The sequence below is a fragment of the Chamaesiphon sp. VAR_69_metabat_338 genome, from assembly GCF_031423935.1.
In the GTDB taxonomy this organism is placed as follows: Bacteria; Cyanobacteriota; Cyanobacteriia; order Cyanobacteriales; family Chamaesiphonaceae; genus Chamaesiphon.
This window is the reverse complement of sequence record NZ_JANPGM010000027.1, coordinates 1-18388: the sequence shown is the minus strand read 5'-3', so window position 1 is coordinate 18388 and position 18388 is coordinate 1. Positions and strand designations below refer to the sequence as shown.

At 48.6% G+C, this 18388-nt stretch carries 17 protein-coding genes; 9 read left to right on the top strand and 8 right to left on the bottom strand.

Features of this window, described 5'->3' with window-relative positions; all coding sequences use genetic code 11:
- From RMO84_RS00905 to RMO84_RS00895, 3 genes are all read left to right on the top strand, one after another.
- On the top strand, positions 1 to 1737 hold a 1737-nt coding region (locus RMO84_RS00905; RefSeq protein ID WP_310486546.1), incomplete at its 5' end, for a methyl-accepting chemotaxis protein.
- A gap of 148 nt (positions 1738 to 1885) precedes the next feature.
- Positions 1886 to 5095, top strand: a complete 3210-nt coding sequence (locus RMO84_RS00900; RefSeq protein WP_310486545.1) for a hybrid sensor histidine kinase/response regulator — start codon at positions 1886 to 1888, stop codon at positions 5093 to 5095.
- Positions 5096 to 5171: 76 nt separating this feature from the next.
- The gene (locus RMO84_RS00895; protein WP_310486544.1) at positions 5172 to 5606 is read left to right on the top strand and encodes a hypothetical protein; all 435 of its coding nucleotides are present in this window, start codon (positions 5172 to 5174) and stop codon (positions 5604 to 5606) included.
- Between the two features lie 13 nt (positions 5607 to 5619).
- Here the strand turns inward: RMO84_RS00895 and RMO84_RS00890 are convergent, their stop codons facing one another.
- Together RMO84_RS00890 and RMO84_RS00885 are read right to left on the bottom strand one after the other, a co-directional pair.
- Complete coding sequence (locus RMO84_RS00890) at positions 5620 to 6963, bottom strand: TldD/PmbA family protein (protein WP_310486543.1); 1344 nt, start codon at positions 6961 to 6963, stop codon at positions 5620 to 5622.
- Positions 6964 to 7261: 298 nt separating this feature from the next.
- Positions 7262 to 8746 (bottom strand): TldD/PmbA family protein, encoded by a 1485-nt coding sequence (locus tag RMO84_RS00885; protein WP_310486542.1) that lies wholly within the window; start codon positions 8744 to 8746, stop codon positions 7262 to 7264.
- A 267-nt stretch (positions 8747 to 9013) separates the two neighbouring features.
- Here RMO84_RS00885 and RMO84_RS00880 point away from each other — a divergent pair, with 267 nt between their 5' ends.
- The 3 genes from RMO84_RS00880 to RMO84_RS00870 all read left to right on the top strand — a co-directional run bounded on the left by RMO84_RS00880 (position 9014) and on the right by RMO84_RS00870 (position 10676).
- Complete coding sequence (locus RMO84_RS00880; RefSeq protein ID WP_310486541.1) at positions 9014 to 9322, top strand: hypothetical protein; 309 nt, start codon at positions 9014 to 9016, stop codon at positions 9320 to 9322.
- A 120-nt stretch (positions 9323 to 9442) separates the two neighbouring features.
- On the top strand, positions 9443 to 10030 hold the full coding sequence (locus RMO84_RS00875; RefSeq protein ID WP_310486540.1) for a DUF3172 domain-containing protein: 588 nt from the start codon (positions 9443 to 9445) through the stop codon (positions 10028 to 10030).
- A 103-nt stretch (positions 10031 to 10133) separates the two neighbouring features.
- Entirely contained in the window at positions 10134 to 10676 is a 543-nt protein-coding gene (locus RMO84_RS00870) for a YcxB family protein (RefSeq protein WP_310486539.1), read from the top strand.
- 150 nt (positions 10677 to 10826) lie between these two features.
- Here the strand turns inward: RMO84_RS00870 and RMO84_RS00865 are convergent, their stop codons facing one another.
- From RMO84_RS00865 to RMO84_RS00855, 3 genes are all read right to left on the bottom strand, one after another.
- The gene (locus RMO84_RS00865; RefSeq protein WP_310486538.1) at positions 10827 to 12026 is read right to left on the bottom strand and encodes an NF038122 family metalloprotease; all 1200 of its coding nucleotides are present in this window, start codon (positions 12024 to 12026) and stop codon (positions 10827 to 10829) included.
- Positions 12027 to 12227: 201 nt separating this feature from the next.
- Complete coding sequence (locus RMO84_RS00860) at positions 12228 to 13340, bottom strand: NF038122 family metalloprotease (RefSeq protein ID WP_310486537.1); 1113 nt, start codon at positions 13338 to 13340, stop codon at positions 12228 to 12230.
- 345 nt (positions 13341 to 13685) lie between these two features.
- Positions 13686 to 13895: a chlorophyll a/b-binding protein gene (locus tag RMO84_RS00855; RefSeq protein WP_310486536.1), complete on the bottom strand. Its 210-nt coding sequence runs from the start codon at positions 13893 to 13895 to the stop codon at positions 13686 to 13688.
- Positions 13896 to 14039: 144 nt separating this feature from the next.
- On the opposite strand from RMO84_RS00855, the gene RMO84_RS00850 reads away from it, so the two are divergent.
- Positions 14040 to 14306 carry a MoaD/ThiS family protein gene (locus RMO84_RS00850; RefSeq protein WP_310486535.1) on the top strand — a complete coding sequence of 89 codons (267 nt, stop codon included), beginning with the start codon at positions 14040 to 14042 and terminating at the stop codon, positions 14304 to 14306.
- A 1-nt stretch (position 14307) separates the two neighbouring features.
- On the opposite strand, the gene RMO84_RS00845 is transcribed toward RMO84_RS00850, so the two are convergent.
- A complete protein-coding gene (locus tag RMO84_RS00845) occupies positions 14308 to 14688 on the bottom strand; it encodes a hypothetical protein (protein ID WP_310486533.1) in 381 nt (126 codons plus the stop codon).
- A gap of 48 nt (positions 14689 to 14736) precedes the next feature.
- Here RMO84_RS00845 and RMO84_RS00840 point away from each other — a divergent pair, with 48 nt between their 5' ends.
- Both RMO84_RS00840 and RMO84_RS00835 read left to right on the top strand, forming a co-directional pair.
- Positions 14737 to 15375 (top strand): hypothetical protein, encoded by a 639-nt coding sequence (locus tag RMO84_RS00840; protein WP_310486531.1) that lies wholly within the window; start codon positions 14737 to 14739, stop codon positions 15373 to 15375.
- Positions 15376 to 15589: 214 nt separating this feature from the next.
- Entirely contained in the window at positions 15590 to 16942 is a 1353-nt protein-coding gene (locus RMO84_RS00835) for a DUF58 domain-containing protein (RefSeq protein ID WP_310486529.1), read from the top strand.
- Positions 16943 to 16970: 28 nt separating this feature from the next.
- Here RMO84_RS00835 and RMO84_RS00830 read toward each other — a convergent pair whose 3' ends face one another.
- Together RMO84_RS00830 and RMO84_RS00825 are read right to left on the bottom strand one after the other, a co-directional pair.
- A complete protein-coding gene (locus tag RMO84_RS00830; protein ID WP_310486527.1) occupies positions 16971 to 17543 on the bottom strand; it encodes a Fic family protein in 573 nt (190 codons plus the stop codon).
- Between the two features lie 34 nt (positions 17544 to 17577).
- A complete protein-coding gene (locus tag RMO84_RS00825) occupies positions 17578 to 18270 on the bottom strand; it encodes a hypothetical protein (RefSeq protein ID WP_310486526.1) in 693 nt (230 codons plus the stop codon).
- Between the last annotated feature and the right edge of the window lie 118 nt (positions 18271 to 18388).

Genomic DNA, 18388 nt, shown 5'->3' with positions numbered 1-18388 from the left:
GCCAATCTGGTCGTGCCGATTACGATCGACAGTCAGTTGATGGGTCTATTGATCGGTCATGAATGTCACCAGCCGCGTGATTGGCAACCTGATGAAATTAATTTATTCAATCGGTTGGCGACCCAACTAGCTTTAGCACTCAATCAAGCCTCCCTGATCGCCGAACGCGAAGCCGAGGCCAAACGCACGCAAGCACTGTCAGAAATCACCCTCAAACTGCGCCAATCGATCGATGAAACCGAGATTTTAAATATTGCGTTGCCAGAGATCCTCACGCTCTTGAGACTCGATCGCACGAGTATTTTAGTGGTCGATAGTAATGGTGAAGGTGAAGGCAAAATTATTGCCGAAGCGGTGGCAGACCCAACATTTACTGCCTTGGGGGCGGTCGTACCAGCGGAGGATATGTTTGAAGTCTTGGGCAAGGGCTATGCCGAAGGGTCATTTGTCCAAGCCGACGATCTCCAGACGGCGGCATACAGTCCTGAGCTGATCGCGCGGCTCCAAAAAATGCAAATTAAATCGATCGTCACGATTCCGATTATCGTCGATCGGAAATTTTTTGGTTTATTTAGTGCCACGATGTGTCGGCAGACGCGCCATTGGCAGCAATCAGAAATCGATCTGCTGATCCAATTAGCAGCGCAACTGGGGATGGCACTCAATCAAGGGCGATTGGTACAGCAACTAGAACTGGTCAATTTCCAACAAGCGGGCTATGCCGCCGGTCAAGAAGCGGCTCGCAAGGCTCTCCAGAAAAATGCCTGGGATTTATTGCTCCAAGTCGATCGAATCAGTCAAGGCGACCTGACCATTCGCGCCCATGTCACTGAAGATGAGATTGGCACGATCGCCGACTCTTATAATGCGACCGTCCAGAGTTTGCGGGGCTTAGTTAGCAATGTTCGCAATGTCTCCCAGCAAGTAGTCAATACTACCACTACTAACGAAATCTCCGTGGCCGAACTGTCGCTCGAAGCCCTACAACAGTCGGAAGATATCAGTCTAGCTCTCGATCGGCTTAAAGACATGTCCGGGTCGATCGACCTAGTGGTCAGTAATGCCCTGATTGCCGAAGCTGCCGTGATGGAATCAGCGCAACTAGTCCAAGCTGGCGACATGGCGATGAATTCAGCGGTAGAAGGGATTCTGACCATCCGCAACACTGTCGCCGAAACCGCCAAAAAGGTCAAACGCCTCGGCGAATCTTCCCAAAAAATCTCCAAAGTTGTCAATCTGATTAGCAGCTTTGCCGCTCAAACTAACCTGCTGGCTCTCAATGCCAGTATCGAAGCAGCGCGAGCGGGTGAAGAAGGTCGCGGCTTTGCCGTCGTTGCCGAGGAAGTCCGCTCACTGGCTCGTCAATCTGCCGCTGCCACTAGCGAAATCGAGAATCTGGTAGCCAGTATTCAATCGCAGACCAATGAAGTCGTCACGGCGATGGAAGCCGGTACCGAACAGGTCGTCATCGGTACCAAATTGGTCGATGAAACCCGCGCCAGTCTCGATCGGATTGCAGCTACGAGTTTAAAGATTGGGGAATTGGTAGAAGCGATCGCCCACGCCGCTCTCCTCCAATCTGAGAGTTCGACCCATGTCACTCAAAGTATCGATCGCGTCGCCGATATTTCTCAAAAAACCTCGATGCGCGCAGATAATGTCCAAGCATCCTTCCAAGATCTGATCCAACTCGCGCGTGAGTTACAGAAGAATGTCGGTCAATTTAAGATTGAGTAACGATATTAGGGGATAGGGAATAGGGAATAGGGAATAGGGGATAGGGCATCAGAAGTAAGCACTATGTGCTTAAGCTAATAAATTCCTAAGTTTCAATGCCTTCATCCCCAATCCCTAACCCCTAACCCCTAACCCCTATCCCCTAACCATGTACATCGACCCAGAATTACGAGATCGAGTTTATCAACTGTTCGGCTTGGAAGTGCCCAAGATGTTACAGACGATCGAAACCGAACTGGTCACGCTGAGTACCGATCGGAGTGCAGATAAAGTTAATAACTTAATGCGGGCGGCGCACTCGATTAAAGGTGGGGCGGCCAGTTTGGGGCTGGAGGCGATCGCGGATCTCGCCCATCAAATCGAGGATATTTTTCGGGTGCTCAGTCATCCAGACTTGCCTTTCGATGCCAAGTTAGATCGACTATTATTTCAGATTTATGATTGTTTAAATCAATTAGTCCTGGCTGAGATTGACAATCGCGTCCTCGATGCGGGATTTTATACCAGTATTCAAATTATTCTGGCGGCTCTGGATGAAGAAATCGGGCATTTCGTCATTGCCGGACAACAGCTACCCGCCGATCGACTCAGTAGTGGTGTCGATCTGACCCAATCGATTTTTGAGGTCGATGTCGCTCAAAGTTTGAGCAGACTCGAACGCGTCCTCCTCGATCCAGATTGCAAACCGATCGCCGTCGGTGAGTTTCGCGCCCAGTCAGAAGTATTTACGGGGATTGCGGCTCTAACAAATCTGCCAGAATTTGGCCGGCTCGCTCAAACCACGATCGACGCTCTCGATCGTCATCCCGATCGCGCCCGAGAAATGTGTTGTTTTGCCCTGGTAGACTTCTATCGCGCCCTCGCTGCCGTCCTGACTGGCGATCGCGCTAACTGCGGCCAGATTTCACCCGGTTTTGCCTTTGCGATCGCCGAATCTCCCCGAGTGCTGGGAGTCAGCCCCAACGATCCACCATTCGATCTAGAAGATTTATTTGCCGATCTGATATCGGTCGAGGGGTTAGAATCGATCGCAGCTACAGATTCTTTCGACTGGACTCGCGTACCATCCCTAGCAGCGGTGTCACAACCAGCGCAAACTGGATATCTGCATGAATTGGATTTCATCATTGAGGAAATCCTCTGGGCACCAGCCGCGATCGAGTGCCCGCTCGATTTTGACTTGGTCGATATGTTCGATCTGCCCACTCCTCACAGCTCGGTATTGTTACCAGCCGCTGCGAGTCTCGATTTCGACTTGGTCGATATGTTCGATCTGCCGGTAGTTGCACCAGCTCCCGCGCACCGGATCGAGCGCGATCGGCTCGATCGGACGATCGCCGATCTCCAGCGAAATTTCGACAGCTTGGCACCGATTACCAGCACGACATTCGTCCCGCCCACCAAGCCCAGCAAACCATTTCGGATCAAAAAATCGCGCAAAAAAGCCAGTCAGCCCGCAACCCCTCAATTATCGATTCGGGTGGGTCTCGATCGACTGGAGCGGATGAACAATCTCATGGGCGAACTGGCGATCGAGCGGCATGGCTTGGCACTCTCCACCGAACAATTTACCGATACCTTGGCACAATTACGCGCCAAATGTAGCAATTTTCAAGCCATTGGCGATCGACTCCGGCAAATCGCCGACACCTTGGCGATTGCTTCGCCGCCACCATCACTAGCTACCCGAACGACCGCATCGCCCCTAGCTCCAGCGACCATTCCGCAATTCGACGCGCTCGAACTCGATCGGTATAGTGAAGTCCATCACATCGCCCAAGCGACGATCGAGCAACTGGCGCAAATCGAAGAACAGATCGAAGATTTGTCCCTATTTGCCACACAATCTCACCATCAGATCGATCGGCAAAAACAACTGCTCTCACATCTTCGGGATGACCTGATGTGGGCGCGGATGTTGCCATTAGGCGAAATCCTCAATCGGTTTCCACGCACCCTCCACGATCTATCAGTGGAATTTAATAAGCCAACGGATCTCAAAATTACCGGTGCTGGTGTCCTAGTCGATCGTGCCGCGATCGATAAGCTGCTCGATCCGCTCCTGCATTTGCTGCGCAACGCTTTCGATCACGGCATCGATCTCCCTGCCGAGCGAGTCGCTATGGGCAAACCCGAACGCGGCGCAATTGCAATCGATGCCTACCATCAAGGCAGTCAAACCGTCATCGAAATCACCGACGATGGTCGCGGCATCGACCTCGCAGCGATTCAGGCTAAGGCGATTTCGCTGGGTCTGCTGGCTCCGAGTGCGGCGGAGACGATTAGCCGCGAGCGACTCCTCGATTTTCTATTTGAGCCGGGTTTTTCTACTGCCGATCGGATTACCAAACTATCTGGTCGGGGGATGGGTTTGGATATTGTCAAGGCTCAAATCCAGTCGATTAAAGGCACGATCTCGATCGATTCTGAGCTGGGACGCGGTACGACTTTCACGCTGCGGATTCCGCTGACACTCACGATCGCCCAATTAATGATTTGCCAAGTTGGTAACGCTGTTTATGCTTTTCCGGCTGATAGTATCCAAAAAATTGTCGTACCCACTGCCGAGCAGGTGTCGCAGCAAGACGAGCAGTCGGTATTCCACTGGCAAAATCTCACTATTCCCATTTATAACCTCAACGAACTGCTCGCTTACTCGGTGCCTGTCCCCGAACGCAGTATTTCCCACACGCTCAAAAGCAGTGCGAATAATCCTGCCGACTGGTTGCCACCACTAATCTTAATCCGCCGTGCCGATCGGATCGTCGCCCTCCAGATCGATCGATTAATTACCGAACAGGAGCTAACCATCGTCCCCTTTGGTCGAGCGATTACGCCACCGAGCTACAGCTATGGTTGCACGATTCTGGGGGATGGGATCGTCCTGCCCGTGCTCAACCCGCATACACTGATTCAGGTCTTAGTCGATCGAGCTAGTTGTCCGCTATCTCCGCCGCCAGTGTCGGTACCCGTGCCACTAGTGAGCACTGCGACGATTTTGGCGATCGATGACTCGATTACCACCCGTCAGAGTCTATGTCTATCACTAGAAAAATTTGGCTATCAGACACTTCAAGCCAAGGATGGTCAGGAAGCATTGCAAATTCTCCGCCAGAAAGCTAGCGAGATTAAATTGGTGGTGTGTGATGTCGAAATGCCGAATATGAACGGCTTTGAATTTCTCAATGTCTATCGTCAAGATGGCGAGATCTCCCATATTCCCGTGGTAATGCTCACCTCTCGTAGTAATCCCAAGCATCGTCAGTTTGCGGCTTATCTAGGCGCGGTTGACTATTTTATCAAACCTTATATTGAGGAAGATTTCATGAATGCGATCGGCAAGATTGTAGGAATTTAATAGTGAATAGTGAATAGAGTTTGAAGATCGTTAGCTCCTCGTCCCCCGCTCCCCGCTCCCCGCTCCCCAAAACATTATGTTCGCCAATACGATCTCGAATAAATGGGTTGAAACGACAACCACAGTCATAACACTCGATCTAATTGTCTTTGAAATCGATCGGGTAAGTTTTGGAATTCCGATGACTAAAATCGCACGGATTATTAGTAGCGAATTCCTCGGCGAAGATTATTCACTCACGCAAAATATCGACATTCTCGACCTTCACGATCGCCTGACTGGAAAATCGCTCGTTAGTCCGAAGTCGATCGTGTTGTGGAGCAATGCACGTCATCAGATTGCGGCGATTCCGATCGAGACAGTGCCAGTAATGGTTGCCGTGCCACTCGATCGAATTCGGATGTTGCCAAGCGATTTTCGCCAGCAAAACCCGATCGGGATTGCCAGTCATGTAGCCATGATGACTGATGACGAACATCCCGAATTAACGATCTTTATTTTGGCCGATTAAAAATTAACTCGACTTATTCTCCCGTTACCGATAAACCTTCGACCCAAATACGCGGACAGACGCCGCCATTTGTCAGTTCTTCGGTTGGCTCGATATAGACGATCGAGTTTAATAATTCGCGGAAGTCACCAGCAACCGTCGCTGCCTCAATACTGGTCTTGACGCCATTGTTGACGACCCAACCATCAAAAGGCAAGGAGAAGGAGCCTTGTAGTGACTGTACGCCCGCATGGAGGGCTTGGAGATCGTCAATTAGAATCACGTTTTCGGCGGTATCTAGATTGTATTGGGCATCAGCTTTTTCGCCTCCAGACACATGATAAAAGTGGGGCGAAACAGTAATTTTCGATCCCATATTCGCATGTCCGGTCGGGTGGGCATTCATCCGTTTGGCAGTACCGGCACTGTGGATAAATGAGGATAGCATACCTTTGTCGATTAAGTTAATCCGGCGCGTAGGCGTACCTTCACCATCGAAAGTTTCTAGTCCAATATTACTGGGGTGCAGAGCATCATCAGCAACAGATAACAACGGCGAGGCAATCTGCGTACCCAAAGATTCGGTAGTAGACAAACTTTTATTGTCTAATATATTTTGGGAGTTAAATAGATTAGAAAAAGCTCCCAGCAAACTCAAAAAAGCATCGGGAGAAAAAACAATCGTATATTTGCCCGACGGTACCTTCTCATAGTTGAGATGACTGATGGTTTTTTCGGCAGCTTCATCAATGCACTTTTGTACATCTAATTTGTCAAAACTATGACTGAGTTCAAAGGCTCCAGCACTGCGAGGCTTTTTGCCTTCTTGTTCGGTTTTAGTATAGAGATAGATCGAAGTAATCGAGTGGGCATCGCTCCGAATGGCACCATCGCTATTGAGATAAAATTGATTCATCGATCGCTGCGCTAACCCATTATAAGGTACGCTTTCGATCGCTTCGTTCTTATCTAATAGTTTCCGTTCGGCAGCTACTAAGCTCTCAATTAATTGCGGTACTGTGGCAGCTTCACCAGTTTCAATTTTAACATCCGCGATTGGCGCAGTCGCTTCGGGACTAAAATCTGGCGCGTGTTCTTTAATCCCAAAAAAACTTGCTTCATGAGCAGTTTTGAGTGCGAGTTCTAAACCATTATCATCGTAATCGGTGGTACTAGTAATCCCGACAGTATTATCCTTATTCCAGACTCTTACGGTAATACCCGATCGATTGGAAGCTTTGACTTGTTTGGGTTCGCCTTTATCGACTTGGACGCTAGTTTCATCAACCGTGGAACCAGACAGATCGAATTTGGAAATGCCCAATTTAGTAGCAATTTGACGCGCGGAGGCTGAGACAGTTTGAATATTTAACGGCATAAATAATTAGTTGATAGTTGATAGTTGATAGCTAAATATTCGATCGAGCCATATACTCTAGAGAACGGGTTTCTACACCCAACCAAAACGAAGCTATAAATTTAACTTAAACTCGCATTTCCCATTAGATTCTTCGGCTTGTAACGAAAAATCCCCTCCTCGGAGGGGTGCCCGTAGGGCGGGGTGGGTAAGATCTCCGCAACCAACCATTCGAGATCGACTAGTGAGGAGGGCGGGTTCGTTTTACAGTTATTTGTAACCGCACAAATTTCTAGCATAAACCCGCCCCTACAGATCTTTAACGTCCGCCAACCGTAATCGAATCGACCTTGATATGTGGCTGCCCGACAGTGACATAAACACTGCCACTCACCGAACCGCAGAACCCCGCAGCCAGTCCCAAATCCTCAGAACACATCGAAATCTTATTCATGATTTCCTTGGCTTCACCAATTAGCGTCGCCCCCTTGAGCGGCTTGGTAATTTTGCCATTTTCGATCAGATAAGCCTCATCTACCGAGAAGTTAAACTGTCCGGTTGCACCGACGCTACCGCCACCCATCTTCTTACAATAAATGCCCTTATCGATCGAGCTAAATAACTCCTCGACTTTATGGGTACCTGGCGCGATATAAGTATTCCGCATCCGACTGGCAGCGGCGTAAGCATAGCTATTTCGGCGTCCGCTACCCGTGCGCGGATGTCCGGTGCGGATCGAGCCAGCCCGATCGGCGATAAAATTCTTGAGGATGCCATTTTCGATTAATAAGGTGCGTTGGGCTGGCATCCCCTCATCATCCATATCGATCGTCCCAAAAGCATTGCCAGACAAGCCTTCATCCCAAGCTGTCAGACTTTCATGAGCGATTTTTTGACCCTTCATATCGACAAAAGGAGTGGTATTGCGCTCGATTTGAGTGGTTTCGAGCAAATGTCCGCACGCCTCGTGGAAGATTACCCCCCCGAATTTGTTCGCCATGATAATCGGGTATGTCCCCGATTCTACATAGTCGGCGTAGAGCATCTTACCTGCCGATTCCGAGACATCTTCGGCAGTCGCGGCATAATCCCAGGTATTTAAAAACTCTGGATTGCTAGTATCGCCAACGCGTTGCCCGATCGACGATCGATTGGCACCATCAGCGCATAATAAGTTATAACCGACAGATTGGGTCAATCGAATATCGCGGGCGAATGTCCCGTCGCTAGAAGCCACCAAAACTTCTTGCCAGTCGCGGAAATAAGCGGCGCGGCGCGATTGAATGTGCGTTGCTGTCTGTTTGAGCTTGCCATTAGCAGCGAGCAGCACGTCTGCCATTTCCCGCATCGAGCTACATTTTGCCAACCATTGGTCTTTCCCCTTCTTTGTGGCGTAGTCGCGCAACAATTCGAGATTGATTTCTGGCACGTACGAGTTGGGAGCGGGTAAGTGTAAACCCATAATTCCCAATGCCTTCTCCAGTGCCGATTTTAGCCCTGTAAACGAAAGGTCATTGGTACTGACATAACAATCGGCTTTACCCGCAAATACCCGCACTCCCGCGCCGGTAGATAGCCGTGGCGAGATACTAGTGATTTGGTCGTCTTCAGCCAGACAACTAATATAATTCGATCGCTCTAAGAAAAACTCGACAAAATCCGCACCCGCCGCTCGTCCTAAACCCAGCAGTGTCGATAACGGAGCTTCCCAAGTTTCATCAAACCGATGGGTAGTGGCTGAATAACTCAGATTTGGTAGTTGCTTGGATAACAGAAAGGACTTGGGATCGATCGAAAGAGTCATGCAGGCTTCTCCTGTGGTGCTTTATTTATTGTAATAGGGGATAGGGGATAGAGGGTAGGGAATAGGGAATAGGCATTACAAGGACGCAAGCGTCCTACTTTCTAACGCACTATCCCCTATTCCCTATCCCCTATTCCCTATCCCCTATTCCCTATCCCCTCCCTGTAAACATCCATAACAATTCATATCGATTGATTGAAAAATTTACCATTATGCAACAAAAGATCTATGCTGAAAAATAGATAGTAATAGTTGTGGTAATGACTTATGGACAAGCAGAAGTATCGGATGAACTGCACCCTCACATTTAGTGATATCTATGGGCAGATTGTGATTTGGTTGATGGTAATTTTTATCAGTTTGGCTTCTGCTCTGTCGCTCTGGAGTACTACCCGCCAAATTTACGCGCTCGCGACAGTGGGTCTAATTTTAGTATTATCGCTGCCCTTTTTGCTATTTGCCTTCGTCACCACCTTGCTCAATCATATTGAGTTTGTACCGTTAGAAATCAACGAAACCACTAGTAGCAGCACCAACAAGCATCGCGATCGCAAGGTCGAACCTGCCGCAGTCTAAGTGCGATCGCTACGCTCGCTATACCGTACCAGCGATCGAGCTGACTCTACTGCCGATCGCTCGTAACCTTTTGTTATAATCTGGAAGGATGCTACTCAGAGTTGCCCTGTTACTAAGGATATGAACAGAAGAAGACCGAATCGTTACGAAGATGATTACGACGATTACGACTACGAACCTAAAAATCTCCCGCCCGAAAAAGGCGGCAAGAAGCCTGGGGGTAAATCAATGTTTGATTGGGCAAAAATTGCCGTAGCCGCAGCCATCCTGATTGTCGGGATCGGGATTGGAGTCGCTTTTAGTTCTACCGCGACTGTCGATCCGCAAAACGTAGCTTCTCGCGACTTTATCGATCGAGCCGCACCCAACCCCGAATTGTGCGTCCAGTATGGTGCCAGCGCGATGGTGATGGATGCCCGATTATTCGTCACCCTCAGCCCCTTTAAAGTATATGTATCTCAGCCCAAGATGACACCGGGTTGCGTCATGCGCAGCAACAACTGGTCGATTCTCGAACAGCGAAAACTACTTAATGGCGATCAAGTACGTGAATGTAAGCAGAAGATGAATACCTTCGGATTTACAGGTGCATTAGAATCTAAGCCCGAAATCACCTGTATTTACCAAAATGATGCCGCCCAAAATCTCTTCCTCAATCAGCCAGGTGGCACTACTGCACCACCAGCAACCGGAGGAGATCAATTCTAGCCCAGACGGATCGGTGCTAATAACGATCTAGATCGCTGCTAACTCTAATCGATCGACAGTAGGCTGGTAATGTTAATTGTTAACATTACCAGCCTACTGTTTTATGCAGAACATAAAGCTTGAATATCGTCTCAAATTGGCAGAGTTAATCGAATCAGATCCATCTCGGAATAGACCAGAATCAGTGTTCTATCTCATCATCTTTGATGGCATTTTGGTCGCGCTCTATTTAACTTCTGCCCGCTCGTCCCAAGGGGAAATATATTTTCAAGCGATGTTAGTACCGACGCTATTATTTTATTTTTCTGCAATTACTTGTTCGATACTAATATTTTATTTGAGTCGGCTCAGTCGCTATTTCACGATTAAAAAAGATTGGCAGCAGCGGATGCAATCAGGGCAGACATGTGGCCTCGAAATCGACGATCGAGGTTTCACCGATAATGCCGTACCACCCGCGATCTTCTCCTGGTCGATGTGCGATTATTGGCGAGAAACCTCAAACTTATTCCTCATCTATGATGCTGCTGGGAGTTGCATCTTATTCCCCAAGCGAGTTTTTGGTAACGAACAAATTCAAGATTTTAGGCAAGTATTAACTAACAACTTAATTTACCGGAAGAAACCTAAGATAAGGTGGAAATAATTAGCTTTAAATCGAAAAATAAATATCTTAAAAAAGAGTAGAGCGATCGCATTTATTTTCGCAATTTCTCTACTCTCTTCTATAGCTGCTAATGACGATCGATTGTCGATTTAAATATCTCCATACCAGGATCGAAAGTAAATTCAAAGTTTAGACTTTTTGCTCGATCGCTTGCCAGCGTAACCGGCGGCGACGTTGGATTAATTTACCACCGATCGCCACAAAAAATAATGTGCCGACAAAATCAGCCGGTTCGGGCACATTAGTAGCTTCAGCATTGGCAAAACGGGAGACACCAGCAATTCCTCCATTAGCAACAAGATTAGCTTGCAGGTTTAACGCGGCACTATCGGCTCGATTCCAACCGATCGCATCAAGTGCCCGTTTATCATTGTCAGAAATTGCGAGTAGTTCGCTAGGCGCGATCGTCGGATCCAAAATTCCTAGTCCTTGGTTATCTTTCCAGTGACTATTTTGACGACCGTCGCCAAAAATTTCACCCGTAGAAAAATCGGCGACTTTGGTTACACCGCTATCAAGCGAAAAATATTTAGCTCGATTATCAGCAGTCCAATCGATCGCATTGACATTCTTACTATCAGTGGAATAGCGAAATAGATCGAGGGGACTGACATACGTAAACTGATTGTCGTTATAGTATTGCGACGAACTATTTCCATCTAAGATATCTACACCACTCATAAACCCGAGCGCGTGACCGATTTCATGAGCCGCCAGCCCTACAAAATCAAATGTTCCACTGCTAATCCCATCGCTGCGATTGAAATCCCAATTAAATAAACTACTAAAGCTAATCGAGGCATCGCTATTACTGCTGTTACCTTGCAATCCTAATGCCTTGGCATTGGCACTAGTCATTTCAAGCGTGCGATTATTAGCATTACCATTGTTGTCTAGGTAAGGGGTCGCACTCCCCGCGCCGTTGGGATTATTCGCCGTGCGATTGAGCAGCATGTTAAATGTCGATCCGCTGGCAAGACTACTGACAGCCGTATTGTCATTTACTGATGTGCGATCGCTTTTGAGGGCACTGTAAACTTGACCGTAATTATAAGACTGATAGCTAGAACCTGTCTCCCCTAAAGTCCCCGCCCCGAGTGCTGCAAAGTTAATATTGATGTTGACATTAACATTGTCAGTTAAGACAGAAGACCACAAATTACCTGCTGATGTAAAGCCATCGATCGCTTGTTGGGATGTGCCAGCGGTTGGTGAGAAGTTGAATGTCAGCGCATTTACCGGGATTAGGCCACCACTGGTACCGATGCCGCTCACCGCTATCCCTGTTACTACCGCCGCCTGCTTGAGTCGTCTGAGATAAGTCTTCATCGTGGTAGAAGTAATAATAATTTTGTTCTATTAGCACCCAAAAGCTTTGGCGCGAACTCGATGCCGGATTCGCACGCCATAAATTTAAGACAAAATTAAATCTTGGTAATCGATCTGAGTTGAAAAATTTTCTGCCGAAGTTATTCTAACTTACAACCAGACCGATGAACATTACAGATTTTTTGGGTGTGCATAAATAAATTATTTAGCTTCTAAGTCACGCTCTGATTCAGTAGCAACCTCAGCTAGACGTTTCCGGCGGTTGACGACCATTTTGATCCCAAATGCGGCAAACACAAACGTACCGAGGCAGTCAGCAGGTTCGGGGATCTTTATAGACTCGACCCGATTCCAGCCGATCGCATCAAAGGCGACTTTATCGTTCTCTACAATTTGCAATAACTCACCTCTGCCAGAAGTGGGATCCATGACCCCCAGTCCGAGATTGTCTTTCCAGTGGCTGGCTTGATAGCCATCGCTAGTATTGGCACCGTTCGAGAAAAGTGCAATTGCGGTCGTGCCCCCATCCAGGGAAAAGTATTTATCCCGATTATCGGCGGTAAAGTCATTCGCACCTGAACTAGTACTCTCAGTAGAATAACGAAATAAATCTAGCGTGGTGTGTCTTAATGCGTCTCCTGAGTAGCCCCCACGATTATAGTCGAGCGTATCGACACCACTCACAAATCCCATCGCATGGCCGATTTCGTGAGCGGCGATCCCCACGAAGTCAAATGAGGTAGTGTCGATCCCGTTGCTACCGTCGAAATCCCATAGATATTGGGTGTTAAAAGAAATATTAGCATCAGTGCCCCCATTACCAATTAGCCCTAAAGCTTTGGCATTGGCTGTGTTAACGCGAACATTTGAGTTGTTGGCACTACTATCGGCATCTAAATAAGCAACCGCACTACCCGATCCATTTGGGTTGTCAGTAGTGTAATTAGTGAGCATCTTGAATGCGCCATTACTAGACAGGCTATAAACTGCGGCATTATCAGCCGCCGATGTCCGATCGCTATTGAGCGCATTGTAAACCTGAGTATATGAAAAGTCTTGAGAATATGAGCCAGCTTGCGCGAGCGTATTCCCTCCTAGTGCGGCAAAATCAATGTTGATATTGACAGTGATATTATCGTTAAAGATTGCCGACCACCGATCTCCGGCTGCTTTGAATCCGTCGATCGCTTGTTGGGATGTGCCTGCTGCTGGGGTGAAATTAAATGTCAAGGCATTTGCAGGTGTCATAACACCACTGCCAATACCCGTTAAGCCCATGCCTGTTACGATCGCTAAGTGCTTAATTTTCACCATCTGAGTCTTCATCGATCGTGTTTTTTTGTAAATGTCCTCATCTATTGTTGTCGTATAAATAAAAACATGCCACAGTAGAAGTACGGTAGCGAAAGCACTTAGAGATCGCTCGAAATTGATAATTTTACAGGGCTAATTACGATCTTCGATCGAGCTTAACTCAAGTATTGATTTAGACAATCAAAATCTCATTAAGTGGGAATTTGTATGTATATTTACTTAGGTGCGATCGAGTCACAACTTACCAGCAAAATTAGCCGCACAAAAATCGCGGTAGCCGATCGGCTGCCGCGAGGAAAAAAGATAAGAAAAATTAGATTGAGACGAGAATCTGAAAATGAAGAGTTACAGATTGGTGATGAAACCGACGATCCCGTGTCCGGTCAAAACTTCTTGAAGCAACAGTGCAACAAAGCCAATCATTGCCATGCGACCGTTGAGTGTCTCGGCATACTTCGTCCAGCCCGCTTGAGGGCCGTCAGTGACGTACATTTTTGGCTCGATCGCGAAGTTATTTTCTTTGCCGTCGTTGTCAATGAAGATTTTAGTTTGCATAATGGCTTTGGGGTGGCTGCGTTATAAATATTTAGTTATGTAAACTAATATAACAATAACTTTACAATAAAGCAAGCATTTTTGCCGAATTGCCGAAAATACTTGCGATCGCCGCTCGTACATCTATCAGGAGTGACTACTCTCATGACCGCACCAGCCCAAGAAATTACCATCGCGATCCAACTATTTTCAGTCTATCAAGAAGCCTTTGGCACGTCCGAAATTTCGTATCGGTTCCCACCCAATACGCCCGTTAATGCCGTGCTAGAGCGCGCGATCGCCGATCGACCCCAATTAGCACAATGGCGGTCTGTCACGCGTTTTGGCATCAATCTCGAATTTGTCGATCCCGAGACGATCGTGCGCGATGGCGATGAGGTCGTATTGATTCCCCCTGTCAGCGGCGGCTAATTTAATCCCGCACGATGCCCGATGGATCGATGCTCACGTATCGATCGAGTGCTTGCCAGTGATAAAGTCCCAAGGGTCGAAGTTTGGTAGTAAACTGCTTAATGGGAAATCCGCCTGCGCACGAGTGTTGAGCGAGATGCTCCAAAAACATCCGCCGAAAAGTATACTCAACGATCGCATCCCCTTCGAGCAAAATGACTTCCGTAAAGGCGGCGAGTCGATCGATCTGCGCATCGATGCCAGTGGCGATCGTTTCGATCGCAAACTCTGCAAATTCAGTAATATCTAAAGCGATCGGTCTTTGGATCTGAGTTGGCCACGACTCCAGATGCACTGCCCATCGAGCCGCAAAATCTGGAAAATCAGCGAGAATAATCTCCATACAATTGGTACGATCGATCTGACAATACTCCATACGCTGCTAGTTCTGATGACGAATCACTTAGATCGGGCAATCTCGCTGCTCCAATCGGCTACCCAGAGTTTAACAGAATTATCGCCGATCGCTGCCGGTAGAGACACCGCAGATCCACAAGAGCGACCGTCGCTGCGAGAGACAGTAAATAATAGTACCGAGCAGATTCGGCGCGCTCTCGCCGAATTGGCAGCGGCACTCGATCCCCCCTCCCTAGAAAAAATTCCGCCAGCAGTATTGGCCAAAGCTCAGAGATTGGGGATTCCCCTCGATGATGTGGAGGTGCGCGTGGCGATTACGACGCATCATTTGAGTCAATTCGTAGGGATACTCAATGAGATCGAGCAGCGATTTGCCGAAATCCGCCGCGTGCGCGAATATTTGCTAGTAAGATTGCCAGACCAGCCGATCGAACAACTCGGCTCTAGACTGCCAGTTTACACGGCAGCAGACTTTGAATGGACGGAGCCTCGACTCTCACCCGCAGAACTCGCAGCCATGCGATCGAAATATCAGATCGATCGATTGTTAACTCAACCGCCCCGCCACTCTGCGGATCTTTTCCAACAGATCGCTCAAGCCGATCGCGCCTGGGAGCAAGCTCAAATCGATCGTCAATCTAACGCCACCGATCCCCAAGATCTCCCCTTCTAAAATTTTTCTCATCCAATTCCCTGTTTCAGGGTAGTTTCGTACAAGATTGGAAAAATGCACAAATCCTAGTGCCCAGTCCTCACCCGCCCTCAAATGAATTTGGGGCTAATAGCGAAAGTTCACTGAAGTGAACTAAGAGATTTTTCTTCTTGTGTATGAAACCACCCTAGCTCCCCGCTCACCACTCCCCAACACCTCAACACATCTCTAAATAATGACTCGATTCATCGGTTTTATTCCTAGCGCGCGAACACTATGGCTGCTGGCTGGTGGCGGCTTGGCAATAACAATTATCGCGATCTTCTTGCCCGCGCCATTAGGAGTCACTCTCGCCACAGTGCTGACCTGCGCTTGGTATCTGTTAATTTTGGGGCTAGCTGGCATTGATGCTTGGCGCAGTAAAACCGATCGCATCCAAGTGCAGCGGGAGCAGTTGGGTAAACTATCGATCGGACGGGATAATCTCGTGACGCTGACGGTGCAGTCGATCGCCAGTAGTGCCACATCGCGCCAGTTCAGCTACCAAATTCGCGATGGGGTACCAGCAGACTTAGCGGTAAATAACGAGCCGATCTCTGGCAAGTTAGCAGGGGGCGATCCTCAAACCATCACTTATCCCGTCCATCCTTACCGTCGGGGTGAATATCAATGGCAGGGGATTGCGGTCAGACAATTGGGGGCGTGGGGACTGGCTTGGCAGCAATGGCGGGTAGACTCGGCTCAGACGGCGGTGGTCTATCCCGATTTGGTCGGCCTCAAAGCCCTCTCGATTCGCCTGACTCTGCAATCGACTGGCTCGCTGCGTCAAGCCAGAAAGCGCGGCATGGGCACGGAATTTAGCGAACTGCGCGACTATAACAGTGGCGACGATCCCAGAGCGATCGATTGGAAAGCTACCGCACGGCGCAATCGACCGCTGATCCGCGTCTTGGAACCGGAACAGGAACAGACGGTGATTATCTTGCTCGATCGCGGACGACTGATGACGGCCAATATTCAGGGCTATCAGCGGTTCGATCTGGGCTTGAATGCCACTCTGTCCCTAGCACTGACAGCAATCCAACGTGGCGATCGGGTCGGTGTGGGCGTATTCGATCGCTATCTGACGACCTGGATTCCGCCCCAGCAGGGTCAAAATCACTTCTCGCGCATCCTCGATCGCGTCAGCCGGATCGAACCCGAACTCCTCGAACCAGACTATCTCGGTGCCGTTACCACGATTCTCAAGCAACAGAGTCGGCGCGCCCTAGTAGTAGTAATTACAGATATCATTGACGAGATCGCTTCTGCCGAATTGCTCACCGCTCTCGGTCGGCTCACGCCCCGCTATCTACCCTTTTGTGTCACCTTGCGCGATCCACAAGTCGATATCCGCGCCCACGAATTAGCCGCCGATATTCCAGGGGCATTTACTCAAGCCGTTGCCCTCGATCTCCTCCACCAACGCGAACTCGCTTTTGCCAATCTCAAACGCAAAGGTGTATTAGTTTTAGATGCACCCGCCACCCAAATTAGCGATCGATTAGTCGATCGTTACATCCAAATCAAATCTCGCAACCAGTTATAGAAACCATTTGGGATCTTTAGGGAGCGGATCACCCCAAGAACAATCGCGGGAAATATCGTTCTAGTAAAGTAGAGGGAAAACCTACCCTCACTGCACCTTTAGGCGTATCAGAAATCAACAAGCCAGCCGCTAATAACCGTTGCAATACCTTGCGCCCTTGCCGCTCCTGGTAGCCACTGGCAGCAGCCGCCTCACCTCGATCTAACTCTCCCGATCGAAACACTGCTGCAACTACCCGCTCTGAGCCAGGAAGCAAGCGTTTAGCGACAACTTCTTCCCCCAGATACACCTCAATTCTGGCAAGTAACTGCTGTGGATCGAGGCACGATCGCATGAATTGTACTTGATCGATACAAGTATGCAAAAAGAACTCACAAAATGCTTGTAAACCTTTAGCGGTCAGATTGCCCCTGCCGTCGAGATCGTTCCATCTGGGTAAATCGGCATTAGCCAAGACAGCGCGATATTGGTCTCTAGATCGGGCTAATCCCCGTGAAATCGACCATAAACTCGTGCCGATGCCGATTTCCCGAAACATTGCATGAGAAAATAATCGCGCCACCCGTCCATTCCCGTCATGGAAGGGATGAATCCATACCAATCGATGATGCGCCGCAGCAACGGCAATTACTCGATTACCTCCGGTAGGCTACGCCAACGATCTGCGACAATCGTTCCAGTCGATAACCGGTTGCAAAGCGGGTAATAAAACTATCGATAGCTGGTGCGGAAATGGGAATGTGTCGCCCGACAATGACATCACCAGTGCGCCACTCACCAGGTACGATCTGAATTTGTCTGCTACCTTCAGCATTACCTAGCACTAACATCTCAGGGGGCAATCGCGTGCAGAATTCGCGGTGAATCCATTTCAGGTACTCCCCGCTCACAACTGAGCCTAGAGCATTACCCCGATCGATCTCTTGTTGTACCTCAATATGTGCCTTTGCTTCTAACTGTAGTTCTCGTTGCTGAGGATCGATGGAAAAATCCTGTGCTAGAGCGCGTTCGATATCGATCGGGTGGGTGCGATGTCCTTCAATCAGGTTGCTGTAGTAACAATTCATTGTGCGGACTAAATCGCCAATACCTAGAATCGTCGCCACCTGTAGGTTGCTATTGAGGGCACTACTCTCTGCCCACAGTTGCGTAGCCAGATCGGTCAATACTCGATGGCTCGACCCAGGGCGCAATGGTTCGATGAGGGCAAGAGATTCCATAATAATGCCGATCTTTTGGCAGTCTAAAGTCGTTGGTATACAACAATTATAGCCTTCTCGATCGTCAATTAATGCCGATCTTCGTGCCGATCTTGGAATTAATGGCAATTTAGAATCATCCTACGATTCTAATTCCGTTTAGAGGATAAAATCCCCTCCTTGGAGCTACCGTGTACACACAAGTCGGATAGACTTCGTTTCTAGATCTGAATCCCCCAAACCCCCT